Origin of the sequence: Pseudomonas sp. PDM32, assembly GCF_019219225.1 — a bacterium.
Classification (GTDB): domain Bacteria; phylum Pseudomonadota; class Gammaproteobacteria; order Pseudomonadales; family Pseudomonadaceae; genus Aquipseudomonas; species Aquipseudomonas laurylsulfatiphila.
Genome location: NZ_JAHUWE010000002.1, coordinates 481,453 through 504,230 on the forward strand (window position 1 = coordinate 481,453; position 22,778 = coordinate 504,230).

At 59.4% G+C, this 22,778-nt stretch carries 20 protein-coding genes; 12 read left to right on the plus strand and 8 right to left on the minus strand.

Going from position 1 to position 22,778, the window contains the following annotated elements; translation table 11 throughout:
* Positions 1-699 precede the first annotated feature (699 nt).
* The 3 genes from KW846_RS05730 to KW846_RS05740 form a co-directional block, all read right to left on the minus strand.
* On the minus strand, positions 700-2,358 hold the full coding sequence (locus KW846_RS05730; protein WP_007971393.1) for a cation acetate symporter: 1,659 nt from the start codon (positions 2,356-2,358) through the stop codon (positions 700-702).
* Entirely contained in the window at positions 2,355-2,666 is a 312-nt protein-coding gene (locus KW846_RS05735; protein ID WP_007971395.1) for a DUF485 domain-containing protein, read from the minus strand. Before KW846_RS05735 ends, KW846_RS05730 begins: the two co-directional genes overlap by 4 nt.
* Positions 2,667-2,906: 240 nt before the next feature.
* On the minus strand, positions 2,907-3,758 hold the full coding sequence (locus KW846_RS05740) for a glycine betaine ABC transporter substrate-binding protein (protein ID WP_033047503.1): 852 nt from the start codon (positions 3,756-3,758) through the stop codon (positions 2,907-2,909).
* Between the two features lie 287 nt (positions 3,759-4,045).
* Between KW846_RS05740 and KW846_RS05745 the strand changes: the two genes are divergently transcribed.
* Complete coding sequence (locus KW846_RS05745) at positions 4,046-5,641, plus strand: beta (1-6) glucans synthase (protein ID WP_218481580.1); 1,596 nt, start codon at positions 4,046-4,048, stop codon at positions 5,639-5,641.
* Between the two features lie 83 nt (positions 5,642-5,724).
* Here the strand turns inward: KW846_RS05745 and KW846_RS05750 are convergent, their stop codons facing one another.
* Positions 5,725-6,084, minus strand: a complete 360-nt coding sequence (locus KW846_RS05750) for a hypothetical protein (RefSeq protein ID WP_218481581.1) — start codon at positions 6,082-6,084, stop codon at positions 5,725-5,727.
* A gap of 225 nt (positions 6,085-6,309) precedes the next feature.
* Here KW846_RS05750 and KW846_RS05755 point away from each other — a divergent pair, with 225 nt between their 5' ends.
* Both KW846_RS05755 and KW846_RS05760 read left to right on the plus strand, forming a co-directional pair.
* A complete protein-coding gene (locus KW846_RS05755; RefSeq protein WP_218481582.1) occupies positions 6,310-7,608 on the plus strand; it encodes a serine/threonine protein kinase in 1,299 nt (432 codons plus the stop codon).
* On the plus strand, positions 7,601-8,389 hold the full coding sequence (locus tag KW846_RS05760; RefSeq protein WP_218481583.1) for a VacJ family lipoprotein: 789 nt from the start codon (positions 7,601-7,603) through the stop codon (positions 8,387-8,389). Before KW846_RS05755 ends, KW846_RS05760 begins: the two co-directional genes overlap by 8 nt.
* Positions 8,390-8,459: 70 nt before the next feature.
* Here KW846_RS05760 and KW846_RS05765 read toward each other — a convergent pair whose 3' ends face one another.
* Together KW846_RS05765 and KW846_RS05770 are read right to left on the minus strand one after the other, a co-directional pair.
* A complete protein-coding gene (locus tag KW846_RS05765; RefSeq protein WP_218481584.1) occupies positions 8,460-9,329 on the minus strand; it encodes a YncE family protein in 870 nt (289 codons plus the stop codon).
* A gap of 357 nt (positions 9,330-9,686) precedes the next feature.
* Positions 9,687-10,601, minus strand: a complete 915-nt coding sequence (locus KW846_RS05770) for a DUF808 domain-containing protein (protein ID WP_218481585.1) — start codon at positions 10,599-10,601, stop codon at positions 9,687-9,689.
* Positions 10,602-10,735: 134 nt separating this feature from the next.
* On the opposite strand from KW846_RS05770, the gene KW846_RS05775 reads away from it, so the two are divergent.
* Positions 10,736-11,344: a TetR/AcrR family transcriptional regulator gene (locus KW846_RS05775; RefSeq protein WP_108231338.1), complete on the plus strand. Its 609-nt coding sequence runs from the start codon at positions 10,736-10,738 to the stop codon at positions 11,342-11,344.
* A 108-nt stretch (positions 11,345-11,452) separates the two neighbouring features.
* Here KW846_RS05775 and KW846_RS05780 read toward each other — a convergent pair whose 3' ends face one another.
* Positions 11,453-11,911, minus strand: a complete 459-nt coding sequence (locus KW846_RS05780; RefSeq protein ID WP_218481586.1) for a transposase — start codon at positions 11,909-11,911, stop codon at positions 11,453-11,455.
* A gap of 214 nt (positions 11,912-12,125) precedes the next feature.
* Entirely contained in the window at positions 12,126-12,566 is a 441-nt protein-coding gene (locus tag KW846_RS05785) for a heme-binding protein (protein ID WP_218475308.1), read from the minus strand.
* A 268-nt stretch (positions 12,567-12,834) separates the two neighbouring features.
* Between KW846_RS05785 and gcl the strand changes: the two genes are divergently transcribed.
* The 8 genes from gcl to KW846_RS05825 all read left to right on the plus strand — a co-directional run bounded on the left by gcl (position 12,835) and on the right by KW846_RS05825 (position 22,647).
* Positions 12,835-14,610, plus strand: a complete 1,776-nt coding sequence (gene gcl / locus KW846_RS05790; protein ID WP_007971413.1) for a glyoxylate carboligase — start codon at positions 12,835-12,837, stop codon at positions 14,608-14,610.
* Between the two features lie 137 nt (positions 14,611-14,747).
* Positions 14,748-15,530 carry a hydroxypyruvate isomerase gene (hyi, locus tag KW846_RS05795; protein WP_007971414.1) on the plus strand — a complete coding sequence of 261 codons (783 nt, stop codon included), beginning with the start codon at positions 14,748-14,750 and terminating at the stop codon, positions 15,528-15,530.
* Between the two features lie 200 nt (positions 15,531-15,730).
* Complete coding sequence (locus KW846_RS05800; protein ID WP_095963879.1) at positions 15,731-16,624, plus strand: 2-hydroxy-3-oxopropionate reductase; 894 nt, start codon at positions 15,731-15,733, stop codon at positions 16,622-16,624.
* Between the two features lie 204 nt (positions 16,625-16,828).
* Positions 16,829-18,109 carry a glycerate kinase gene (locus KW846_RS05805; RefSeq protein WP_007971416.1) on the plus strand — a complete coding sequence of 427 codons (1,281 nt, stop codon included), beginning with the start codon at positions 16,829-16,831 and terminating at the stop codon, positions 18,107-18,109.
* On the plus strand, positions 18,099-19,514 hold the full coding sequence (pyk, locus tag KW846_RS05810) for a pyruvate kinase (RefSeq protein ID WP_218481587.1): 1,416 nt from the start codon (positions 18,099-18,101) through the stop codon (positions 19,512-19,514). The genes KW846_RS05805 and pyk overlap by 11 nt, the downstream gene beginning before the upstream one ends.
* A gap of 192 nt (positions 19,515-19,706) precedes the next feature.
* Entirely contained in the window at positions 19,707-20,621 is a 915-nt protein-coding gene (locus KW846_RS05815) for an urea transporter (RefSeq protein ID WP_218481588.1), read from the plus strand.
* A 21-nt stretch (positions 20,622-20,642) separates the two neighbouring features.
* Positions 20,643-21,467 (plus strand): ion transporter, encoded by an 825-nt coding sequence (locus KW846_RS05820; RefSeq protein ID WP_218481589.1) that lies wholly within the window; start codon positions 20,643-20,645, stop codon positions 21,465-21,467.
* A gap of 181 nt (positions 21,468-21,648) precedes the next feature.
* Positions 21,649-22,647 carry a sulfate ABC transporter substrate-binding protein gene (locus KW846_RS05825; RefSeq protein WP_102702002.1) on the plus strand — a complete coding sequence of 333 codons (999 nt, stop codon included), beginning with the start codon at positions 21,649-21,651 and terminating at the stop codon, positions 22,645-22,647.
* Positions 22,648-22,778 lie beyond the last annotated feature (131 nt).

Here is a 22,778-nt window from a genome sequence, read left to right on the forward strand (position 1 = left end):
TGCCCACTGCGCAGAACCTGCGCTCGGCCTCACGAGGGGGCGTACACCGCAACAGCGTCCGAGGCGGCCTACCGGCCGGCCTGATTCTGATGCGTGCGTGTTTCCGTGTAGGAGCTGCCGCAGGCTGCGATCTTTTGATTCTGGTTTTTGACAATGTCGAAGAGGCGGAAGATCAAGATCAAAAGATCGCAGCCTGCGGCAGCTCCTACAGGCCGAGCGTTAGCTCGCCTGCCGCTCTTGATCTTGATCCACCCGCCCCCTCGGAAGGCTGAGTGGAGGTGTTCATCCGGGGATGGGCGCGCAGCGCCGTTCGACGCAGTCGAACTCATTGCATGTAGGTCGAAGCGAAGCCGACCGGAGGGCAATGCCCCCGGATGAATACCGCAGCGAAGGAACCCCGAGCCTCAGCGAGGGGCCGTACGTTCGGGGCGAGCGTTTTTTGCTTCCTTTTTTAGGCGCTTGTAAAAAAGGGAGTCGCCGTAAGGGCGAAACCATAAGCCGCCGTTACCGCAGGAATGGATATGTACACGATCAGCAAAAGACAGGTCGGCTGACAGACCGCCATCGCAAGCAAGCTCGCCCACAGCAAATCGGTACATCCGCAAAATTCAGTTCGATTAACGCACACTAAAAAAGTGCCCCGATCTTTCGACCGGAGCACTTCATAAAACATCGCCAGCTATATCAAAGCATCAAGACTTAGTGCGATACCGCCCCGCTCGCCCCAAGGCCAGTCTGCGAACGAACAAACTGCGGGAAGAACAGCGCCCGCTCATTGTCAGCCGCAGTCGACTTGTCAGTGACCGAGAAGAACCAGATCCCGACAAAGGCAATCATCATAGAGAACAACGCCGGGTACTCATACGGGAAGATAGCCTTCTCGTGATGCAGGATCTGCACCCAGATGGTCGGGCCTAGGATCATCAGACCTACTGCACTGATCAGGCCCATCCAGCCGCCGATCATCGCACCGCGAGTTGTCAGCTTTTTCCAGTACATGGAAAGCAGCAGCACCGGGAAGTTACAGCTCGCCGCGATGGAGAACGCCAGGCCCACCATGAACGCGATGTTCTGGCTTTCGAACAGAATGCCCAGAACGATGGCCAACACAGCCAAGGCAATGGTGGTGATCTTCGAGATACGAATCTCATCCTTCTCGTTGGCCTTGCCCTTCTTGATCACGCTGGCATACAGGTCGTGGGACACCGCCGAAGCACCCGCCAGGGTCAGGCCGGCCACTACCGCCAGAATGGTCGCGAACGCCACGGCCGAGATGAAGCCCAGGAAGATACTGCCACCGACCGCATTGGCCAGGTGCACCGCCGCCATGTTGTTACCGCCGAGCAACGCGCCGGCCGCGTCTTTGAAGGCCGGGTTGGTGCTGACCAGCAGGATCGCGCCGAAACCGATGATGAAGGTCAGGATGTAGAAGTAGCCAATGAAACCGGTTGCGTACAGCACACTCTTGCGAGCTTCCTTTGCATCACTCACGGTGAAGAAGCGCATCAGGATGTGCGGCAGACCCGCAGTACCGAACATCAGTGCCAGGCCGAGGGAGAACGCCGAGACCGGATCTTTCACCAGACCGCCCGGGCTCATGATCGCCTCACCTTTAGGGTGAACCTTGATCGCCTCGGAAAACAGCATGTTGAAGTCGAAGTTGACGTGTTTCATTACCATCAGCGCCATGAAAGAAGCGCCGGACAGCAGCAGAACGGCCTTGATGATTTGCACCCAGGTAGTCGCCAGCATGCCGCCGAACAACACATAAAGGCACATCAGCACGCCCACCAGAATCACCGCGACGTGGTAGTCGAGGCCGAACAGCAACTGGATCAGCTTGCCCGCACCGACCATCTGGGCGATCAGGTAGAACGCCACCACCACCAGCGAACCGCAGGCAGACAGCGTACGGATCTGGGTTTGCCCCAGGCGGTAGGACGCCACGTCGGCAAAGGTGTACTTGCCCAGGTTACGCAGGCGCTCGGCGATCAGGAACAGGATGATCGGCCAGCCCACCAGGAAGCCGATCGAATAGATCAGCCCGTCGTAGCCTGAAGCGAACACCAGCGCGGAAATCCCCAGGAAAGACGCCGCCGACATGTAGTCACCGGCAATCGCCAGACCGTTCTGGAAACCGGTGATCTTGCCGCCCGCCGCGTAGTAGTCGGCAGCCGACTTGTTACGCTTGGAGGCCCAGTAAGTGATGCACAGGGTTGCCCCTACGAATACCACGAACATCAGGATCGCGGAGACGTTAAGCGGTTGCTTCTGCACGGCACCGGTCAGGGCGTCAGCCGCCCAGGCGCCCGGTGCAAAAGCTGCGATGCTCAATAGAGCCAGTAGACGCCGGATCATTGCTGAGCCTCCTTGAGAATCGCATTGTTCAGGTCGTCAAACTCGCCATTGGCACGGCGTACGTAGATGCCGGTCAGGACGAAGGCCGAGACAATCAGCCCGACACCAATCGGTATGCCCCAGGTAATCGAGGACTCAGGGTTGATTTTTGCCCCCAGCACCTGCGGCCCATAGGCAATCAGAAGAATGAATCCGGAGTAAAGCCCTAGCATGATCGCCGAAAGAATCCAGGCGAATCGCTCCCTCTTGCTGACCAGCTCCTTGAAACGCGGGCTGTTTTGAATCGAGAGGTAAATGCTGTCGTTCATTGTTTTTATCCTCGCAGCACAGATTGAAGTGGAACGGTATCCACTCTATGCGGCTGCGGGGCAGGTTCCAGACGACCTTAGTCTTAGAACCACATGACAGATTCGCCAATTATCAGCACACCATAAATCAATGTGGGAGCGGGCTTGCTCGCGAAGAGGTCGTATCAGTCACTATCAAAGTTGACTGTCAGACCGCTTTCGCGAGCAAGCCCGCTCCCACAATTTAAAGCGAGGTGCCTGTTACTTGGTCCAGTCAGCCACGCGCTCAGGATGTTTGGCGACCCAGTCCTTCGCTGCGGCTTCAGGTTTGGCACCGTCCTGAATCGCCAGCATCACCTGGCCGATTTCATCCTTGGATTCCCACTGGAAGTTCTTCAGGAACTTGGCCACTTCCGGCGCCTTGGCCTCAAGCCCTTTGCTGCCGATGTTGTTCACGGTTTCTGCCGCGCCATACACGCCTTTCGGATCTTCGAGGAAGCGCAGTTTCCACTTGGCGAACATCCAGTGCGGTACCCAGCCGGTGACGGCGATGGATTCGTTTTTCTTCTCGGCACGGGTCAGCTCGGCAATCATGCCGGCGCCGGAACTGGCCTTGAGTTGATAACCGGTCAGGTCGTAGTCCTTGATGGCCTGGTCGGTCTTGAGCATCACGCCTGAACCGGCGTCGATGCCGACGATGCGATTCTTGAAGGTGTCGTCGGTTTTCAGGTCCTCGATCGACTTGGCTTTGACGTACTCCGGCACGATCAATCCGATTTTTGCGTCCTTGAAGTTCGGGCCGTAATCGACGACCTGATCCTTGTTCTTCGTCCAGTATTCGCCGTGGGTCACCGGTAGCCAGGCCGACAGCATGGCGTCAAGTTTACCGGTCGCCACGCCCTGCCACATGATCCCGGTGGCAACGGCTTGCAGCTTCACGTCATAACCGAGTTTCTGCCTGATCACTTCGGCGGCCACGTTGGTCGTGGCAACGCTGTCCGACCAGCCATCGACGTAACCGATAGTCACTTCCTTCCCGGCGGCACTGGCCACGGTAGAGCTGATCGCCAGCACCAAAGCGGCACCTGCGCCCAAGAGTCGTCGCATCTTCATCGTTACTTCCCCGAAAGTGCTGCGCTCGACGGATGCCGAGTCGCTTAAACGTATTGTTATGGTGCACAGCGCCCCCATCACGCCTCACAGCAAACTCGTCCCGACATCAGCGGAGTACTGACGCCTCGATAATCAACCTGACGCTCATCGCGACCTGCTCTGCCAGCGACCTCAAGGCATCGAGAAACGACATCAGAAAGCCATTAATCCTGACCACGGCAAACGTACCTGCCAAACCGCCCGAACTTTGCATGTCAAAATCATGCAGGCCACCAAGCGCGCGGTAAATGCAGGTAACATGCGCCGCTTTGCTCCCACACGGCCTGACCATGTCCGCGACATCCCGCTTCCCCTTTGCTGCTTATCTATTCGCTTGCCTGCTCGGGCTGTTTGCCCTTGGCGGCTTCTGGTACGGCCTCGGCAAACCGGTGATCCTGCCGGACGCGGCCAGCGCCACGCACAAGCTGCAATGCGCGTCCTATACGCCGTTCGACAAGGACCAATCGCCGTTCGACGTGCCATTCAACTTGCGCCCCGAACGTATGGATGCCGACCTCGCACTGCTGTCAAAAAGCTTCGAATGCATCCGCACCTATTCCATGACCGGCCTTGAAGCCCTGCCGGACCTTGCACGCAAGCACGGTTTGAAGTTGATGATCGGCGCCTGGGTCAACAGCAACCCGGTGGACACGGAAAAAGAAGTCGACCTGCTGATCGCTTCGGCCAACGCCAACCCGGATGTGGTCAGCGCAGTGATCGTAGGCAACGAAACCCTGCTGCGCAAGGAAGTCACCGGTGCGCAATTGGCGAGGCTGATCAACAAGGTCAAAAGCCAGGTCAAACAGCCCGTCACCTATGCCGACGTCTGGGAGTTCTGGCTCAAGCACCCTGAAATTGCCCCTGCCGTGGACTTCCTGACCATCCATTTGCTGCCGTACTGGGAGGACGATCCATCGAACATCGACGCCGCCCTGCAACATGTGGCGGAAGTGCGTCAGGTGTTCGGCAACAAATTCGCGCCCAAGGACATACTGATCGGCGAAACCGGCTGGCCCAGCGAAGGCCGCCAGCGCGAAACCGCCCTGCCGAGCCGGGTCAATGAAGCCAAATTCATTCGTGGTTTTGTCGCCATGGCCGAGCAGCAAGGCTGGCATTACAACCTGATCGAAGCCTTCGACCAGCCATGGAAGCGCGCCAGTGAAGGCGCGGTCGGCGGCTACTGGGGACTGTTCGATGCCGATCGCCGGGACAAGGGCGTGCTGGCCGGGCCAGTGACAAACGTCCCGTACTGGTCGCAATGGCTGGCGGTGGGCGGCCTGATCTTTATCGGCACCCTGCTGCTTGGCGGCCGGGTTCGCACGACGCGCGCGGCGCTGATGCTGCCACTGCTCGGCGCATTGGCCGCTTGCTCCATTGGCGCCTGGGGCGACCTGGCACGCGTCACCACCCGCTTCACCAGTGAATGGCTGTGGGTCGGGTTGCTGACCGTACTGAATCTGCTGGTGCTGGCCCATGCAGCACTGACGCTGAGTCCGCGTGTCGGGTGGCGCGGACGGGCTTTCGATTTACTGGAGCGCCGTGCTGGCTGGCTCGTTGCAACGGCAGGTTTCGCGGCGGCAGTGATGATGCTGGAACTGGTATTCGACCCGCGTTATCGCAGCTTCCCGAGCGTGGCGTTCATCGTACCGGCGCTGGTCTACCTGTGTCGCCCGGTGAGCGCGCCGCGCCGGGAAATCGCCCTGCTGACCTTCATCATTGGCGCCGGCATCGCACCGCAACTGCTTCGTGAAGGTTTACTGAACCAGCAGGCCTGGGGCTGGGCGCTGGTGAGTGTGTTGATGGTGGTTGCGTTGTGGCGTTGTTTGCGGGTTCGCAAGGGTTAGATCAAAAGATCGCAGCCTGCGGCAGCTCCTACAGGGAAACACGAATTCCTGTGTAGGAGCTGCCGCAGGCTGCGATCTTTTTATCAGCCGCCCCGAACCAGCCGCAACCCGGCAATCACCACCGCAAACACCGCCAACGTCGTGTTGTACAAGGCCAACGCCGGAAAACCGAGCACAAGCGCCAGCACTGCCAGCCACCACCCCGTACGTCCGGACAACACAAAGCCGATCACGGCAGCAGCCAAGGCGCCCCAGCCCAGAACCCCGAAGTGAATCATCAGGCCCAGGTTCGAACGCGCCTGGCATTCCCAACGGCTTGCCTCATCCACGCAAATGCCGACCCACTGCGCATCCTCCATGAAGCCATAACGCGCGCCATAACTGGCGGCCAGCCATACAGGCAGCAAAACAAGCAGCAGGATCACGGGCAGGCGGCGAGACATGAAACACTCCAATTGGCGAAAAACGGCGGCCAGCTTAATCTCCCTTGAATGTTTCGCAAGCTATAACAACTGTTAACTGGGCATTCAATCGCTGCAAAGTGTATCGTCCAGCTACTATAACTTCGAAATCAGGCCTGTTTGGTGCCGAGGGTTGGCACTTTGGCGCGTATCCGGTGGTCATAGCCTGCGAATTTCATTTGACACCTTCTTCTAAGGGATTTAGTCATGCTCCGCTCCTTGCGCTTCGCCGCCCTGTTTGGCGGCCTTATATTGAGTGCGTCCGCACTGGCGGTCGACGTTGACGCCGCCAGTTATGGCTACCCCCTGACCAACCCGTTCGAGGCGACCATTGCGACCACGCCGCCGGACCTGCGTCCGGAGCTCCCCCTGGACGATGACATCGATCAGACCGTACGCAGCGTCACCTTGCGTCCGGAACGGGCGTTCGAATTGCCGGACAATTTCTGGGCGGTCAAGAAACTCGACTACCGCATTGCCACGCAGGATCACGCCGCGCCGCTGATTTTCCTGATCGCCGGCACCGGTGCGCGCTATGACAGCAGCCTGAACGAATACCTGAAGAAGCTCTATTACAAAGCCGGCTACCACGTGGTGCAGTTGTCATCGCCCACCAGCTATGACTTCATGAGCGCCGCCTCGCGCTTCGCCACGCCGGGCGTTTCCAAGGAAGATGCCGAAGATCTGTACCGGGTGATGCAGGCCGTGCGGGCACAGAACCCGAAAGTGCCCGTCACCGATTACTACCTGACCGGGTATAGCCTGGGGGCACTGGATGCCGCTTTCGTCGCGCACCTGGACGAAACCCGCCGCAGCTTCAACTTCAAGAAAGTCCTGCTGCTCAACCCGCCAGTCAACCTCTACACCTCGATCACCAACCTCGACAAGCTGGTCCAGACTGAGGTCAAGGGCATCAACAACAGCACCACGTTCTATGAACTGGTGCTGAACAAACTGACCCGCTACTTCCAGCAGAAGGGCTACATCGACCTCAACGATGCCCTGCTCTACGACTTCCAGCAGTCCAAGCAGCACCTGACCAACGAACAGATGGCCATGTTGATCGGCACCTCGTTCCGCTTCTCGGCGGCCGACATTGCCTTTACCTCGGACCTGATCAACCGTCGCGGCCTGATCACCCCGCCCAAGTTCCCGATCACCGAAGGCACCAGCCTCACGCCATTCCTCAAGCGCGCGCTGCAATGCGACTTCGACTGCTACATCACCGAACAAGTGATCCCGATGTGGCGCGCCCGAACTGACGGCGGCAGCCTGCTGCAATTGATTGACCAAGTGAGCCTGTACGCGCTGAAGGACTATCTGCACGAAAGCCCGAAAATCGCCGTCATGCACAACGCCGACGACGTGATCCTCGGACCTGGCGACCTGGGCTTCCTGCGCAAGACCTTCGGTGATCGCCTGACCGTTTACCCGCACGGGGGCCACTGCGGCAACATTAACTACCGCGTCAACAGCGACGCCATGCTGGAGTTCTTCCGTGGCTAAATACCTCCTGCTTTTCGCAGCGTTACTCTGTGCAGGCGTCGCGCAAGCCGACAACAGCAAGGCCAACGCTCCCGTGGTCGTCGACAGTGACGGCTTCAAGGAACCGTTGAGCAAACTCAAGTTCAACCCGGGCCTGGACCAGCGCGAATTCGAGCGTTCGACGCTCAGCGCACTGGCCGTCTACGATCCGCTGGAAGAGTGGAACCGGCGCGTCTATCACTTCAACTACCGCTTTGACCAATGGGTATTCCTGCCAGTGGTCAATGGTTACCGCTACGTCACCCCGAGCTTCCTGCGCACCGGCGTCAGCAACTTCTTCAACAACCTCGGCGATGTGCCGAACCTGTTGAACAGCCTGCTGCAACTCAAGGGCCAGCGCTCACTGGAAACCACCGGGCGACTGCTGCTCAACACCACCATCGGCATCGCCGGCCTGTGGGATCCGGCCACCGCCATGGGCCTGCCACGCCAAAGCGAAGACTTCGGCCAGACCCTGGGCTTCTATGGTGTTCCGGGAGGCGCTTACTTCGTCCTGCCGATCCTCGGTCCGTCGAACCTGCGTGATACCGGCGGCCTGCTGGTGGATTACACGGCCGAGAATGCGATCAACTTCCTCAACGTGGCCGAAGTCAGCTCCAACCATCCGGAAGTCTGGATCCTGCGTGGCATCGACAAGCGCAACCAGACCAGCTTCCGTTATGGCCAGCTGAACTCACCGTTCGAGTACGAGAAAGTGCGTTACGTGTATACCGAAGCGCGCAAGTTGCAGATCGCCGAGTAACTCATCGGCAACAAAAAAGGCCATTCGATGTGAATCGAATGGCCTTTTTATTTCACATGCAACACTATACTCAAGACACTTCAAATACCTTTAAAGCAATTCCGTTGGTAACATAAACGCGAGCACCATCGCGTGCAACAACTACATGCCTTGGATCCCCACCAATCGAAACGTCTTCGATTTTTTTGACCTCACCATCCACGTCATATACAGCCATATTTGCGCCAACATGCGAAATGACAAACGCCATTGAACCTGACGGAGTCAATGCAACGCCTTGAACAAAGTCATCTCCGGGGATTGAGCCAAGAGAATCACCACTTTCGAGATTGAGTATCTCTACTATTTTCTTCCTGTTTAGCCCCACAAATGCACGTCCTCTTCCCGGATCAATCTCTACGAAATGGCCGCCTTCAATCGTTTGTTCACGTTTCTTGCCCCAACTCTGAACATCAAAAACGATAAATTTTTCAAGCGTAACCAGACAAAGAAGATTGCCTGATTTTAATGCGGAACTGTTCATGAGCTCCGGATACGGGAAACTCCTGACAATCTCAAGCCGGGCCACGTCAAGTTCATCGATGCCCCTGGGCGAGACAGCGTATACATGACCGCCATCATTACCAGCTACTATTTTCGTCCATATTTCAGTCCAACTAATACGCTTGCTTTCACTCCAGTCGGAAGTAAAAAATTCCACGATAGCGTGGCGATCAATAACGACATAGAGAAACATGCCATTGCGACTGAACTCCACTCCGGTGGGTTGCCTGGGAAAAAAGATAGTCTTCAATATTTCACCCGAACGGGTGTCAATAATTGAGATTTTCCCCGAGCTGGTCTGGCAGACAACAGCGAACTCACCACTGGGACTGATAGCGAAAGCACCCGCATCAGGAAGAGGAATTTCAGGTAAAGATTGCAATTTAGTCGTCGACATAACGATTACCTTCCGAAGAGCCTAATTTAACGATCAAAGCTACGTTTGATCATCATATTCTCTCTCCCTGCAAGTCACCCACTGTCAGAAATACCAGTTAAGACCAACGGTCCTGATTCATTTAAAAATATGATTTGTTCGACTCATGATGAAGCGTAAATCGCGCATCGCCGAGGACCATTGGCAACAACATTCGATTCAGATCGCATGGCCTTTTTTATGCGCACTATTTCAAACACTACAACTCAACTGCGTGCGAGCCTGTTCGCGAAAGAGGGTGCATCAGTCAACATTAATGTTAAATGCTGCGGCCTCTTCGCGAGCAGGCTCGCTCCCACATTTAAAGAGCGCACGACCTCAGCTTCTAATCGCCTTGAAGATCTTGCTGATAACCATCACCCCCGCCAACACCACCGCCCCCGCCACAATCCCCGCCACGCCATTGAGCAACACCGGCACGATAAATCCGCCGCCACCCGCCGCCGCACCGACACTTTCGATCCAGTGATGCACCACCGGCACACCGTGCGTAAGGATCCCGCCGCCCACCAGGAACATCGCCGCCGTGCCGATCACCGACAGGCTCTTCATCATGTAGGGTGCCGCACGCAGAATCCCGCCGCCGATGCTTTTCGCCATCTGCCCGGTTTTTTGGGTCAACCACAGTCCAAGGTCGTCGAGCTTGACGATACCCGCCACCAGTCCGTACACACCGACCGTCATGACAATGGCAATGCCTGAAAGCACGATGATCTGCTGGGTCAACGGAGCACCGGCCACGGTGCCGAGGGTGATGGCGATGATTTCCGCCGAAAGAATGAAGTCGGTGCGGATCGCGCCTTTGATCTTGTCTTTCTCGAACGCCACCAGGTCAGTGGCAGGATCGGCCACCGCCTCGACCAGCTGCGCATGCTCGACGGCGTCTTCAGCCTTGCTGTGCAGGAACTTGTGGGCGAGTTTTTCAAAGCCTTCGAAGCACAGATAGGCGCCGCCGACCATCAACAGCGGTGTGACCAGCCACGGAATGAACGCACTGATCGCCAATGCCGACGGCACCAGGATCAGTTTATTGATGAACGACCCCTTGGCGACCGCCCAGACCACCGGGATTTCCCGCTCGGCCCGCACGCCGCTGACTTGCTGGGCATTGAGAGCCAGGTCGTCACCGAGTACGCCGGCCGTTTTCTTGGCGGCCATTTGGGTCATCAGTGAGACGTCATCCAGCACGGCCGCGATGTCGTCGATCAGTACCAGCAAACTGCTTCCTGCCATGAATCGGGTTTCCTTCTGCAATGAATGCGCAGCAGCATAGCGCGGCATCACCGGCTGCGGTGCATTCTTGAGCGCCGCGCGAGGCCGGTGATACCATGCGCAACCGCCAGAACAGGCAAGGAATCACCGGGTTTATGAGCACTATCCGCGAGCGCAACAAACAATTGATCCTGCGTGCCGCCAGTGAGGAGTTCGCCGACAAAGGCTTCGCTGCGACCAAAACCAGCGACATCGCAGCCAAGGCGGGATTGCCCAAGCCCAACGTCTACTACTACTTCAAATCCAAGGAAAACCTCTACCGCGAGGTCCTGGAAAGCATCATCGAGCCGATCCTGCAGGCTTCGACACCGTTCAATCCGGACGGCGAACCCGGCGAAGTGCTCAGCGGCTACATTCGCTCGAAAATCCGCATCTCCCGCGACCTGCCTTTCGCCTCCAAGGTGTTCGCCAGCGAAATCATGCACGGCGCGCCCCACCTGAGCACCGACCTGGTCGAACAGCTCAATGGCCAGGCCAAACACAACATCGAGTGCATCCAGACCTGGATCGACCGCGGACAAATCGCCCCCATCGACCCCAACCACCTTATGTTCAGCATCTGGGCCGCCACCCAGACCTACGCCGACTTCGACTGGCAGATCACCGCCATCACCGGCAAGGCCAGGCTGGATGAGGAAGATTACGAAGCGGCAGCGCAGACGATTATCCGGTTGGTGCTCAAGGGGTGTGAGCCGGAGCGGTGACCGAGTCGCGGCCTTCGCGAGCAAGCCCGCTCCCACAGGGGATTTGCAACACCATAGATCCAATGTGGGAGCGGGCTTGCTCGCGAATGGCGGCAACCCGGTGTTGGATCAAACCCAGATCGCATCCCACAACGGATAGTCACCCAGCTTCCCGACCAGCCCTGCCCGCAATGGGTTAGCCACGACATATCGAGCCAGCTTCACCAGGTCTTCCTCTTTTCGCAGCGCATGATCATGAAAGCCTTGCTGCCAAAGGCTACCTGCTCTACCGAGCGCCGAATTGACTGCACGAGTGCTCAGGGATTTCGCCTGACACATCAATTGCGCCAGCGTCCCCTTTTGCAACTGAATCAACCAATGGAAATGATCCGGCATGACAACCCATGCCAGTGTGTCGGCAAAGCCGTCATCCTGTGCTTGCCGGAACTGGTGAACAACCAGTCTGCCAAGGGTGTAATCCCTGAAAACAGGCTCTCGTTTCAGGGTATTGGCAGTCAGTAGGTAAATGCGGTTTTGCTCGGTGTAGCGGCCAATGCGCAGGCGGTGTGATGCTGACAGCTCAGGCATTCCTTGCCCTCTCTCATGTTGAAGTCATGAAAAGGCTAGTTCAGCGGCTACGGACCAATGGGGGTAGAGCTTTAGCTGGATGTGTCTGGTAGATCGCCTTCGCGAGCAAGCCCGCTCCCACACTTGATCGCTGACGTTCACAAAATTTGTGTACGCAAAAAATCCAATGTGGGAGCGGGCTTGCTCGCGAAGGCGATTGATCAGGCGCTACAGATCAAGCCGCCACCCCCGCATCCGCCACCAACCCCAACGCCTCGATGGCATTGATCGCGCACTGCTCGTCAACATCCGACAGATCGCCGCTGATCCCCACCGCCCCCAGCACATTCCCATCCTGATCCCGCACCAGCACACCACCCGGTGCCGGCACGACACTGCCCTGCCCCAGGCTGTTCAACGCGGCGATAAACGCCGGGCGTTGCTGGGCGTCCAGCGCCAGCAGGCGTGACCCCTTACCCAGCGCAATGGCGCCCCAGGCCTTGCCGATGGCGACGTGCGGGCGCAGCAGGCTGGCGCCGTCTTCGCGTTGCAGGGTGATCAGATGCCCACCGGCATCCAGGACCGCGATGGTCAAGGGTGCCGCAGAGATTGCACGCCCTGCGTTGATGGCCTCGTTGACCAGGTTGACTGCGACTTTCAAGGTTAAAGCGCTCATGGTGCCGTCCTCATTTTGTTATAGGGAAAGTCGTGGGGCTGCGCTTTTGTGCCGCAGCCCGATGCATCAAATAGAACACAATGAATTATTTTTTTGTATACAATAATTCTCGAAAGGCGCCACATGCGACGAAAAGCCACAGTAGAACTGGCTTCCGACGAATGAAACAAGCGCTTGAGAAAATGGATTGACCTGCGCCGTCCGCCGTGAATACACTCTGCGCAAAGCCACTTGTATACAATTACAAAACGTAAAGAGGCACAAAACCATGAGCAAAATGAGAGCAATCGAAGCCGCCGTTCTGGTGATGCGCCGTGAAGGGGTCGATACCGCTTTTGGCATCCCGGGTGCCGCCATCAACCCGCTGTACTCCGCCCTGCAAAAGGTCGGCGGCATCGATCACGTACTCGCTCGCCACGTTGAAGGCGCCTCGCACATGGCCGAGGGCTACACCCGCACCAAGGCCGGCAACATCGGCGTGTGCATCGGCACTTCCGGCCCTGCCGGCACCGACATGGTCACCGGGCTCTACAGCGCATCGGCCGACTCGATTCCAATCCTCTGCATCACAGGGCAGGCACCCCGCGCCCGTATGCACAAGGAAGACTTCCAGGCTGTCGACATCACCAGCATCGTCAAGCCAGTCACCAAGTGGGCAACCACCGTTCTGGAACCGGGCCAGGTGCCTTACGCGTTCCAGAAAGCCTTCTATGAAATGCGCTCCGGCCGTCCAGGCCCGGTGCTGATCGACCTGCCGTTCGACGTTCAAATGGCGGAAATCGAATTCGACATCGACGCTTACCAGCCACTGCCGCTGGCCAAGCCGACCGCCAGCCGGGTTCAGGTCGAGAAGGCCCTGGCCTTGCTAGATCAGGCCGAGCGTCCATTGCTGGTGGCCGGTGGCGGCATCATCAACGCCGACGCCAGCGACCTGCTGGTGGAGTTCGCCGAGCTGACCGGTATTCCGGTTGTCCCGACCTTGATGGGCTGGGGCACCATCCCGGACGACCACCCACTGATGGTGGGCATGGTTGGCTTGCAGACCTCGCACCGCTACGGCAACGCGACCATGCTCAAGTCGGACGTGGTACTGGGCATCGGTAACCGTTGGGCCAACCGTCACACCGGTTCGGTTGACGTCTACACCGAAGGCCGCAAGTTCATCCACGTCGACATCGAAGGCACTCAGATCGGCCGCGTGTTCACCCCGGACCTGGGCATCGTGTCCGACGCCGCTGCCGCGCTGACCGTGTTCATCGAAGTCGCTCGCGAATGGCAAGCCGCCGGCAAGCTCAAGAACCGCAGCGCCTGGTTGCAGGACTGCCAGCAGCGTAAAGCCAGCCTGCAGCGCAAGACTCACTTCGACAACGTCCCGGTCAAGCCGCAGCGCGTTTACGAAGAAATGAACCAGGTGTTCGGCAAAGACACCTGCTACGTCAGCACCATCGGTCTGTCGCAGATTGCCGGCGCGCAGTTCCTGCACGTCTACAAGCCGCGCCACTGGATCAACTGCGGTCAGGCAGGCCCTCTGGGCTGGACCATTCCGGCAGCGCTGGGCGTGGTCAAGGCTGATCCGAACCGTAAAGTCGTGGCCCTGTCGGGTGACTATGACTTCCAGTTCATGATCGAGGAATTGGCGGTGGGCGCGCAGTTCAAGCTGCCGTACATCCACGTCGTGGTGAACAACTCGTACCTGGGCCTGATCCGCCAGGCGCAGCGCGGTTTCGACATGGACTACTGCGTACAGCTGTCCTTCGACAACCTGAACGCGCCGGAACTCAACGGCTACGGTGTCGACCACGTCGCGGTGGCCGAAGGCCTGGGCTGCAAGGCACTGCGTGTGTTCGAACCGGCTCAGATCCAGCCTGCCCTGCGCAAGGCTCAGGAACTGATCGAGGAGTTCAAGGTTCCGGTGATCGTCGAGATCATCCTGGAGCGCGTGACCAACATTTCCATGGGCACGGAGATCAACGCCGTCAACGAATTCGAAGACCTGGCGCTGGTCGGCGACGACGCACCGACTGCGATTTCGCTGCTGGACTAACTGCTGACCGCTCCCCCTGTGGGAGCGGGCTTGCTCGCGAAAGCGGTCTGACATTCACCCTTGATGTCGACTGACACTCCGCCTTCGCGAGCAAGCCCGCTCCCACAAGGGACCTCATACATATACGGGAGACCACCATGCCGCGTTTCGCAGCCAACCTGTCCATGCTGTTCACCGAACAGGACTTTCTTGCCCGTTTCGAAGCGGCCGCCAAAGCCGGCTTCAGTGGTGTCGAGTACCTGTTCCCGTACGACTTCAGCTCCGCCGAAATCAAGGCCAAGCTCGACGCCAACGGTCTGACCCAAGTGCTGTTCAATCTGCCGGCCGGCGACTGGGCCAAGGGCGAGCGCGGTATCGCGTGCCTTCCGGACCGGGTTGAAGAGTTCCGTGCCGGTGTCGATCTGGCCATCGCCTACGCGCAAGTGCTGGGCAACACCCAGGTCAACTGCCTGGCCGGTATCCGGCCGCAGGGCTTTGACGATGCCACCGTGGAGAAAACCTTCGTCGCCAACCTCAAGTACGCGGCCGACAAGCTGCAAGCGGCAGGGATCAAGCTGGTGATGGAAGCGATCAACACCCGTGACATTCCAGGTTTCTATCTGAACAACACGGCGCAAGCCCTGTCGATTCGCGAGCAGGTCGGCAGTGCCAACCTGTTCCTGCAATACGACATCTACCACATGCAAATCATGGAAGGCGACCTGGCCCGCACCCTGCAATCGCACCTGGGCGAGATCAACCATGTGCAGCTCGCGGACAACCCGGGGCGCAACGAACCAGGCACCGGTGAAATCAACTACCGCTTCCTGTTCGAACACCTGGACCGCATCGGTTACCAGGGCTGGGTCGGCTGCGAATACAAGCCGCTGACCACCACCGAAGCAGGCCTGGGCTGGCTGAAAACCCATAACGCGATCTGAGATTGAAGATGTGCCCTTGTGGCGAGGGGGCTTGCCCCCGTTCGGCTGCGAAGCAGTCGTAAAAGCGCTACACAGGTTTCTTCTACTGAATCGCGATAACCATTTTGGGGCCGCTTCGCGACCCAACGGGGGCAAGCCCCCTCGCCACAAAAGCTCATCGGCCCATAGCCGGGAGCAAGACAAAACAAGAGGATTTTCTCATGGCTAAAATCGGATTTATCGGCACCGGCATCATGGGCCACCCAATGGCGTTGAACCTGCAGAAAGCCGGTCACAGCCTGTTCCTGTCGGCGCACCACGACGCCGCCCCTGCCGACCTGGTCGCCGCAGGCGCCGTTGCTCTGGCGAACCCGAAAGAAGTCGCCCAGGAAGCCGAGTTCATCATCGTCATGGTGCCGGATACCCCGCAGGTCGACGACGTGCTGTTCCGTGCCGACGGTATCGCTGCTGGCGTGGGCAAAGGCAAAGTGGTGATCGACATGAGCTCGATCTCGCCGACCGCCACCAAGGCTTTCGCCGCGAAGATCAACGAAAAAGGCGCGCAATACCTCGACGCCCCGGTGTCCGGTGGTGAAGTCGGCGCCAAGGCGGCGACCCTGAGCATCATGGTCGGCGGCGATGCCGACGCCTTCGAACGCGCCCTGCCGCTGTTCCAGGCCATGGGCAAGAACATCACTCTGGTCGGTGGCAACGGCGACGGTCAAACCGCCAAGGTAGCCAACCAGATCATCGTGGCCCTGAACATCCAGGCGGTGGCCGAAGCCCTGCTGTTCGCTTCGAAAAACGGCGCCGACCCAGCCAAGGTGCGTGAAGCGCTGATGGGCGGTTTCGCGTCCTCGAAGATCCTCGAAGTGCACGGCGAGCGCATGATCAAGGGCACCTTCGATCCAGGCTTCCGCATCAGCCTGCACCAGAAGGACCTGAACCTGGCCCTGCAAGGCGCCAAGGAGCTGAACATCAACCTGCCGAACACCGCCAACACCCAGCAAGTGTTCAGCACCTGCGCGGCCATCGGTGGCAGCAACTGGGATCACTCGGCGCTGATCAAGGGTCTGGAACACATGGCGAACTTCTCGATTCGCGACAAGAAGTAAGTCCTGCCCCATCCCCATGTGGGAGCGGGCCTGTGGCGAGGGGGCTTGCCCCCGTTGGGCTGCGAAGCAGCCCCAAAATCTCTGATGAACCGAAGATCTTGTGAGTGCTACGCACTCAAACGGGGGCAAGCCCCCTCGCCACAGGGCTCGCTCCCACAGGGATCCGAGTTGCCCTTCAAATAACAAGAATTCCGGGAGCCCGCCATGTCGGTCGATCCGCAACAATTGCTGCGCGAGCTGTTTGCCACAGCCATCGACGCGGCGCATCCGCAACAAGTCCTCGAAGCCCATCTGCCTGCCGACCGCAGCGGTCGTGTCATCGTCATCGGCGCCGGCAAAGCCGCAGCCGCCATGGCCCAGGTGGTCGAGCGTTGCTGGCAGGGCGAAGTGTCCGGCCTGGTGGTGACCCGTTACGGTCACGGCGCCCCTTGCGAAAAAATCGAAGTGGTCGAAGCCGCGCATCCGGTACCGGACGCCGCCGGCCTGGCTGTGGCCAAGCGTGTGCTGGAACTGGTCAGCGACCTCAACGAATCCGACCGCGTGATCTTCCTGCTCTCCGGCGGCGGCTCTGCCCTGCTGGCGCTGCCGGCCGAAGGTATCACCCTGGCCGACAAGCAGTCGATCAACAAAGCCCTGCTCAAGTCGGGCGCGACCATCGGCGAGATGAACTGCGTGCGCAAGCATCTCTCGGCGATCAAGGGCGGCCGCCTGGGCAAAGCCTGTTGGCCGGCCACTGTCTACACCTATGCGATTTCCGATGTACCGGGCGATCTGGCCACGGTCATCGCCTCCGGCCCTACCGTGGCCGACCCGAGCACCTCGGCCGAAGCCCTGGCGATCCTCAAGCGTTATGCCATCGAGGTTCCGGCCTCGGTGCGCACCTGGCTGCAAAGCCCCGAGTCGGAAACCGTCAAACCCGGCGATCCGAGCCTGGCACGCAGTCATTTCCAATTGATCGCCCGTCCTCAGCAATCCCTGGAAGCGGCAGCGGTGAAATGCCGTCAGGCCGGGTTCAGCCCGCTGATCCTCGGCGACCTCGAAGGCGAATCCCGCGAAGTGGCGAAGGTCCACGCCGGCATCGCGCGCCAGATCGTCCTGCACGGTCAGCCACTGGCGGCGCCTTGCGTGATTCTCTCGGGCGGTGAAACCACCGTCACCGTGCGCGGCAATGGTCGCGGCGGGCGCAACGCGGAGTTCCTGCTGAGCCTGACCGACAGCCTCAAAGGCCTGCCCGGCGTCTACGCACTGGCCGGTGACACCGACGGCATCGACGGCTCGGAAGACAACGCCGGCGCAATCATGACCCCGGACAGCTACGCCCGCGCCGCCGCAAAGGGCCTGAGCGCCAGCGACGAGTTGGACAACAACAATGGCTATGGCTATTTCGAGGCGCTCGACGCCCTGATCGTCACCGAGCCGACCCGAACCAACGTCAACGACTTCCGCGCCATTCTGATCCTTGAGAGCACTAAACATGACGCCTGACAAAAAGGTCAAAATCCTCGCTACGCTCGGCCCGGCCATCGACGGCATCGACGACATCCGTGAGCTGGTGCTGGCCGGGGTCAATATCTTCCGCCTGAACTTCAGCCATGGCGATCACGCCGACCATGCCCAGCGTTTCCAGTGGATTCGTGAAGTCGAGCGCCAACTGAATTATCCATTGGGCATCCTGATGGACCTGCAAGGCCCGAAACTGCGGGTCGGTAAGTTCGCCGAAGGCAAGGTGCAACTGGTACGCGGCCAGGCCTTGCGCCTGGACCTCGACGCCACGCCGGGCGATGAGCGCCGGGTCAACCTGCCCCACCCGGAAATCATCGCCGCGCTCGAGCCGGGCATGGACCTGCTGCTGGACGACGGCAAGTTGCGCCTGCGGGTCGTGACCAAGTATGCCGACGCCATCGACACCACCGTGATCAATGGCGGTGAACTGTCGGACCGCAAAGGCGTGAACGTGCCGCAAGCGGTGCTCGACCTGAGCCCGCTGACCGCCAAGGATCGCCGCGACTTGACCTTCGGTCTGGAGCTGGGCGTGGACTGGGTGGCGCTGTCGTTCGTGCAACGTCCCGACGACATCCGCGAAGCCCGCAGCCTGATCGGCGACAAGGCCTTCCTGATGGCCAAGATCGAGAAGCCTTCGGCTGTCGAACAACTGCGCGAGATCGCCGAATTGAGCGATGCGATCATGGTCGCCCGGGGTGACCTGGGCGTGGAAGTGCCGGCCGAAAGCGTGCCGCAGATCCAGAAGAACATCATCAGCACCTGCCGCCAGCTCGGCAAACCGGTGGTGGTGGCCACGCAGATGTTGGAGTCGATGCGCTTCTCGCCGGCGCCCACCCGCGCCGAAGTCACAGACGTCGCCAACGCCGTGGCCGAAGGGGCGGACGCGGTGATGCTGTCGGCGGAAACCGCGTCCGGCGAATACCCGCTCGAAGCCGTGCAGATGATGAGCAAGATCATCCGCCAGGTGGAAAACGGTCCGGACTACCAGACTCAACTCGACGTCAGCCGACCGAAAGCCGAGGCCACCGTTTCCGACGCGATCAGCTGCGCCATTCGCCGTATCAGCAACGTGCTGCCAGTGGCGGTGCTGGTCAATTACAGCGAGTCCGGCGCGTCGAGCCTACGTGCGGCGCGGGAGCGGCCGACCGTGCCGATCCTCAACCTGACGCCGAACCTGCAGACCGCCCGTCGCCTGAGCGTGGCCTGGGGTGTGCATTCGGTGGTCAACGATCGCCTGCGCCAGGTCGATGAAGTCTGCTCCACAGCGCTGGAGATCGCCCAGGCCCAAGGTATGGCGCAGCGTGGCGACACCTTATTGATCACCGCCGGTGTGCCCTTTGGGCAGCCGGGATCGACTAACTCTCTGCGTATCGAGACATTGATCTAGCGAACGCTTTTTTGTGGCGAGGGAGCTTGCTCCCGTTCGACTGCGTAGCAGTCGTCGCTTCGGCATGACGGTTTCCACAGAGAAACCGCATTCACCGAGCTTGGGGCTGCTTTGCAGCCCAGCGGGAGCAAGCTCCCTCGCCACAGAGTTTGTGCAAAACATTGGTTTTTCCTACTGCCCCCAGACTCCATCATGCCTGCCAACCACTTCAACACCCACTGCCCCGACTGGGCCGAAGCCTTGCTCAACGGCTTCAGCCAGATCTTTCTCCAGCGTAATCCGTTGTGCGGCCTGCTGTGCCTCCTGGCAATCCTGTTCACTGCGCCCGCCTTGCTGGGCGGCGCCTTGCTCGGCGGTGTCGCCGGGTTGTTCACCGCGCAACGTCGCAACTACGCCAAGGCTGACCGTCAGGCCGGGTTGTTCAGCTACAACGGCGTTCTGCTCGGTCTGTTGCTGAGCCTGTACTTCCCTTGGTCGGCGATGATGCCGCCGCTGATTCTGGCCGCCGGTGGCCTGAGCGCGATGTTCACCCAACAGTGGCTCAAGCGCGTCCGGTTCGGCCAATACCTCCCCGCCTACACCACGCCATTCGTGGTGCTGAGCTGGGTGCTGCTGTGCTTCGCCACGCCCTCGACAGAGGCGCATTTGATCGAGGTCAGCACCCTGAACATGCTCGCCGCCCCTTTCAAAGGCATCGGCCAGGTGATGTTCCTCGGTCATCCGCTGGCCGGTGCAATGATTGCCGCTGGTTTGCTGATCGCTGATCGCCGCGCCTTCTGCTGGGCGTTGTTGGCGTCTGGTGCGGGCATGGGCTGGAGCCTGCTGCAGCACGACTTCTACACCGCCCTGCTCGGCCTCGGCGGCTACAACGCCGTACTCGCCGCCCTCGCCTTCAGCTCCCAGCGTCGCCAACCGTGGCTGCCGCTGGTCGGCATCGGCCTGGCGCTGTTGCTGACGCCGGTGTTTGCCGCCATCGGCCTGCCCACGCTGACCGCGCCGTTCATTCTCGCCTGCTGGCTGATCCGCACGGTTGTTCAGATGCTCGGCAAAGCCACAGTCGAAAGCGCGCCTTGCGCTACCGGGGAGAATCAACCTAGGCTGCGCTGATCATCGAGTCAGGCGTTATCCATGGACAGCAACAAACACTGGCGTGAAGACCTTTACGTCATGATTTTCCAGACCGACACCCAGGCGGGTCGGCGCTTCGACGGCATCCTGCTGTTGATCATCCTCGCCAGCCTGGTGATCGTGATGCTCGACAGCATCGACAGCATTCACCGTAACTACGCCGATGTACTCGCCTATATCGAGTGGGGCTTCACGGTGATCTTCCTCGGCGAATACATCCTGCGCCTGTACTGCTCGCCCAAACCCCTGCGCTACGCCTTCAGCTTTTACGGACTGGTGGACCTGCTGGCCATCGTGCCCGGCATCCTCGCGCTGTATTACGCCGATGCGCAGTATCTGCTGATTATCCGGATCATCCGCATGCTGCGGATCTTCCGCGTGCTCAAGCTCAGCCCTTATCTCAAGCAAGCCAACTACCTGATGTCGGCGCTACGCGGCAGCAAACAGAAAATCGTGGTGTTCCTGGTTAGCGTCTGCACGCTGGTGACGGTTTTCGGCACGCTGATGTATGTGATCGAAGGCCCGGAACATGGCTTCACCAGCATTCCCAAAGGCATCTATTGGGCTATCGTGACGCTGACCACCGTGGGCTTCGGCGACATCGTGCCGAAGACGCCGCTGGGCCAGGTGATTTCGTCGCTGGTGATGATCACCGGTTATTCGATCATCGCCGTGCCAACCGGGATTTTCACCGCTGAACTGGCCAACGCCATGCGCGGCGATCAACTTCAACACGACTGCCCGGTGTGCAAGAAAAACAGCCATGAACACGGTGCTGCATTCTGCTCCCGTTGCGGCAACGCACTGTTTAAAAAACTGGAATAAGCAAAGAGCTTTTTAATCTTTAAAGGACTAAACGAGCCCGGCTATAGTCGGGTGCTTTGAAACCAACAAATAACCTATAGGAGCTGCCGCAGGCTGCGATCTTTTGATCTTGCTTTTAAAAACAGAAGATCAAAAGATCGCAGCCTTCGGCAGCTCCTACAAATAGAACAAGGAATTCGCAGTGAAAAAACTCTTTGGCGCCTCGCTTCTCGCCGCTGGCCTGGCCCTGGGCAACATCGCCCAGGCGGCACCGACCCTGCTCAACGTTTCCTACGACGTGATGCGCGACTTCTACAAGGACTACAACACTGCGTTCCAGAAACACTGGCAAGCCGAGCACAACGAAAACATCACCCTGCAGATGTCCTTCGGCGGCTCCAGCAAACAGGCACGCTCGGTGATCGACGGCCTGCCGGCGGATGTCATCACCATGAACATGGCCACCGACATCAATGCCCTGGCGGACAACGGCAAACTGGTCCCGGAAAACTGGGTCACGCGCCTGCCGAACAACAGCGCGCCGTTCACCTCGGCCACCGTGTTCATCGTGCGCAAAGGCAACCCGAAAGCCCTGAAAGACTGGCCGGACCTGCTCAAGGATGGCGTGCAAGTCATCGTGCCGAACCCGAAGACTTCGGGGAACGGTCGCTACACCTACCTCTCGGCCTGGGGCTACGTGCTGAAAAATGGCGGTGACGAGAACAAGGCCAAAGACTTCGTCGGCAAGCTGTTCAAGCAGGCGCCGGTTCTCGATACCGGTGGCCGCGCCGCCACCACCACCTTCATGACCAACCAGATCGGCGACGTGCTGGTGACCTTCGAGAACGAAGCGGAAATGATCGCCCGCGAGTTCGGCCGTGATCAGTTCGAAGTGATCTACCCAAGCGTTTCCGCCGAAGCCGAGCCACCGGTGTCGGTGGTCGACAAAACCGTCGACAAGAAAGGCACCCGCGCCGCCGCCGAGGAATACCTGAAGTACCTGTGGTCGCCGCAAGGCCAGGAGATCGCTGCCGCCAATTACCTGCGCCCGCGTGACCCGGCCGTGCTGGCCAAGTACACCGACCGTTTCCCGAAAGTGGACTTCCTGTCCGTCGAGAAGACCTTCGGCGACTGGCGCACCGTGCAGAAGACCCACTTCAACGATGGCGGGATTTTCGACCAGATCTACAGCGGCAAGTGATCGCTGAGCGGCAATGAAAAAGGCGACCTGCACAGGTCGCCTTTTTTGTGAACACCCAAACGACTGTAGGAGCTGCCGCAGGCTGCGTTCTTTTGATCTTGGTCCTGTTTTCTAACATCAAGATCAGCGGC

What these genes read in the sequence shown, in the direction of transcription:
- pyk (WP_218481587.1), top strand. Translation starts at nt 18,099, where the DNA reads ATGACGCCTGACAAAAAGGTCAAAATCCTCGCTACGCTCGGCCCGGCC.
- KW846_RS05815 (WP_218481588.1), top strand. Translation starts at nt 19,707, where the DNA reads ATGCCTGCCAACCACTTCAACACCCACTGCCCCGACTGGGCCGAAGCC.
- KW846_RS05755 (WP_218481582.1), top strand. Translation starts at nt 6,310, where the DNA reads ATGCTCCGCTCCTTGCGCTTCGCCGCCCTGTTTGGCGGCCTTATATTG.
- KW846_RS05730 (WP_007971393.1), bottom strand. Translation starts at nt 2,358, where the DNA reads ATGATCCGGCGTCTACTGGCTCTATTGAGCATCGCAGCTTTTGCACCG.
- KW846_RS05800 (WP_095963879.1), top strand. Translation starts at nt 15,731, where the DNA reads ATGGCTAAAATCGGATTTATCGGCACCGGCATCATGGGCCACCCAATG.
- hyi (WP_007971414.1), top strand. Translation starts at nt 14,748, where the DNA reads ATGCCGCGTTTCGCAGCCAACCTGTCCATGCTGTTCACCGAACAGGAC.
- KW846_RS05745 (WP_218481580.1), top strand. Translation starts at nt 4,046, where the DNA reads ATGCAGGTAACATGCGCCGCTTTGCTCCCACACGGCCTGACCATGTCC.
- KW846_RS05735 (WP_007971395.1), bottom strand. Translation starts at nt 2,666, where the DNA reads ATGAACGACAGCATTTACCTCTCGATTCAAAACAGCCCGCGTTTCAAG.
- KW846_RS05820 (WP_218481589.1), top strand. Translation starts at nt 20,643, where the DNA reads ATGGACAGCAACAAACACTGGCGTGAAGACCTTTACGTCATGATTTTC.
- KW846_RS05765 (WP_218481584.1), bottom strand. Translation starts at nt 9,329, where the DNA reads ATGTCGACGACTAAATTGCAATCTTTACCTGAAATTCCTCTTCCTGAT.
- KW846_RS05805 (WP_007971416.1), top strand. Translation starts at nt 16,829, where the DNA reads ATGTCGGTCGATCCGCAACAATTGCTGCGCGAGCTGTTTGCCACAGCC.
- KW846_RS05750 (WP_218481581.1), bottom strand. Translation starts at nt 6,084, where the DNA reads ATGTCTCGCCGCCTGCCCGTGATCCTGCTGCTTGTTTTGCTGCCTGTA.
- gcl (WP_007971413.1), top strand. Translation starts at nt 12,835, where the DNA reads ATGAGCAAAATGAGAGCAATCGAAGCCGCCGTTCTGGTGATGCGCCGT.
- KW846_RS05740 (WP_033047503.1), bottom strand. Translation starts at nt 3,758, where the DNA reads ATGAAGATGCGACGACTCTTGGGCGCAGGTGCCGCTTTGGTGCTGGCG.
- KW846_RS05770 (WP_218481585.1), bottom strand. Translation starts at nt 10,601, where the DNA reads ATGGCAGGAAGCAGTTTGCTGGTACTGATCGACGACATCGCGGCCGTG.
- KW846_RS05780 (WP_218481586.1), bottom strand. Translation starts at nt 11,911, where the DNA reads ATGCCTGAGCTGTCAGCATCACACCGCCTGCGCATTGGCCGCTACACC.
- KW846_RS05775 (WP_108231338.1), top strand. Translation starts at nt 10,736, where the DNA reads ATGAGCACTATCCGCGAGCGCAACAAACAATTGATCCTGCGTGCCGCC.
- KW846_RS05785 (WP_218475308.1), bottom strand. Translation starts at nt 12,566, where the DNA reads ATGAGCGCTTTAACCTTGAAAGTCGCAGTCAACCTGGTCAACGAGGCC.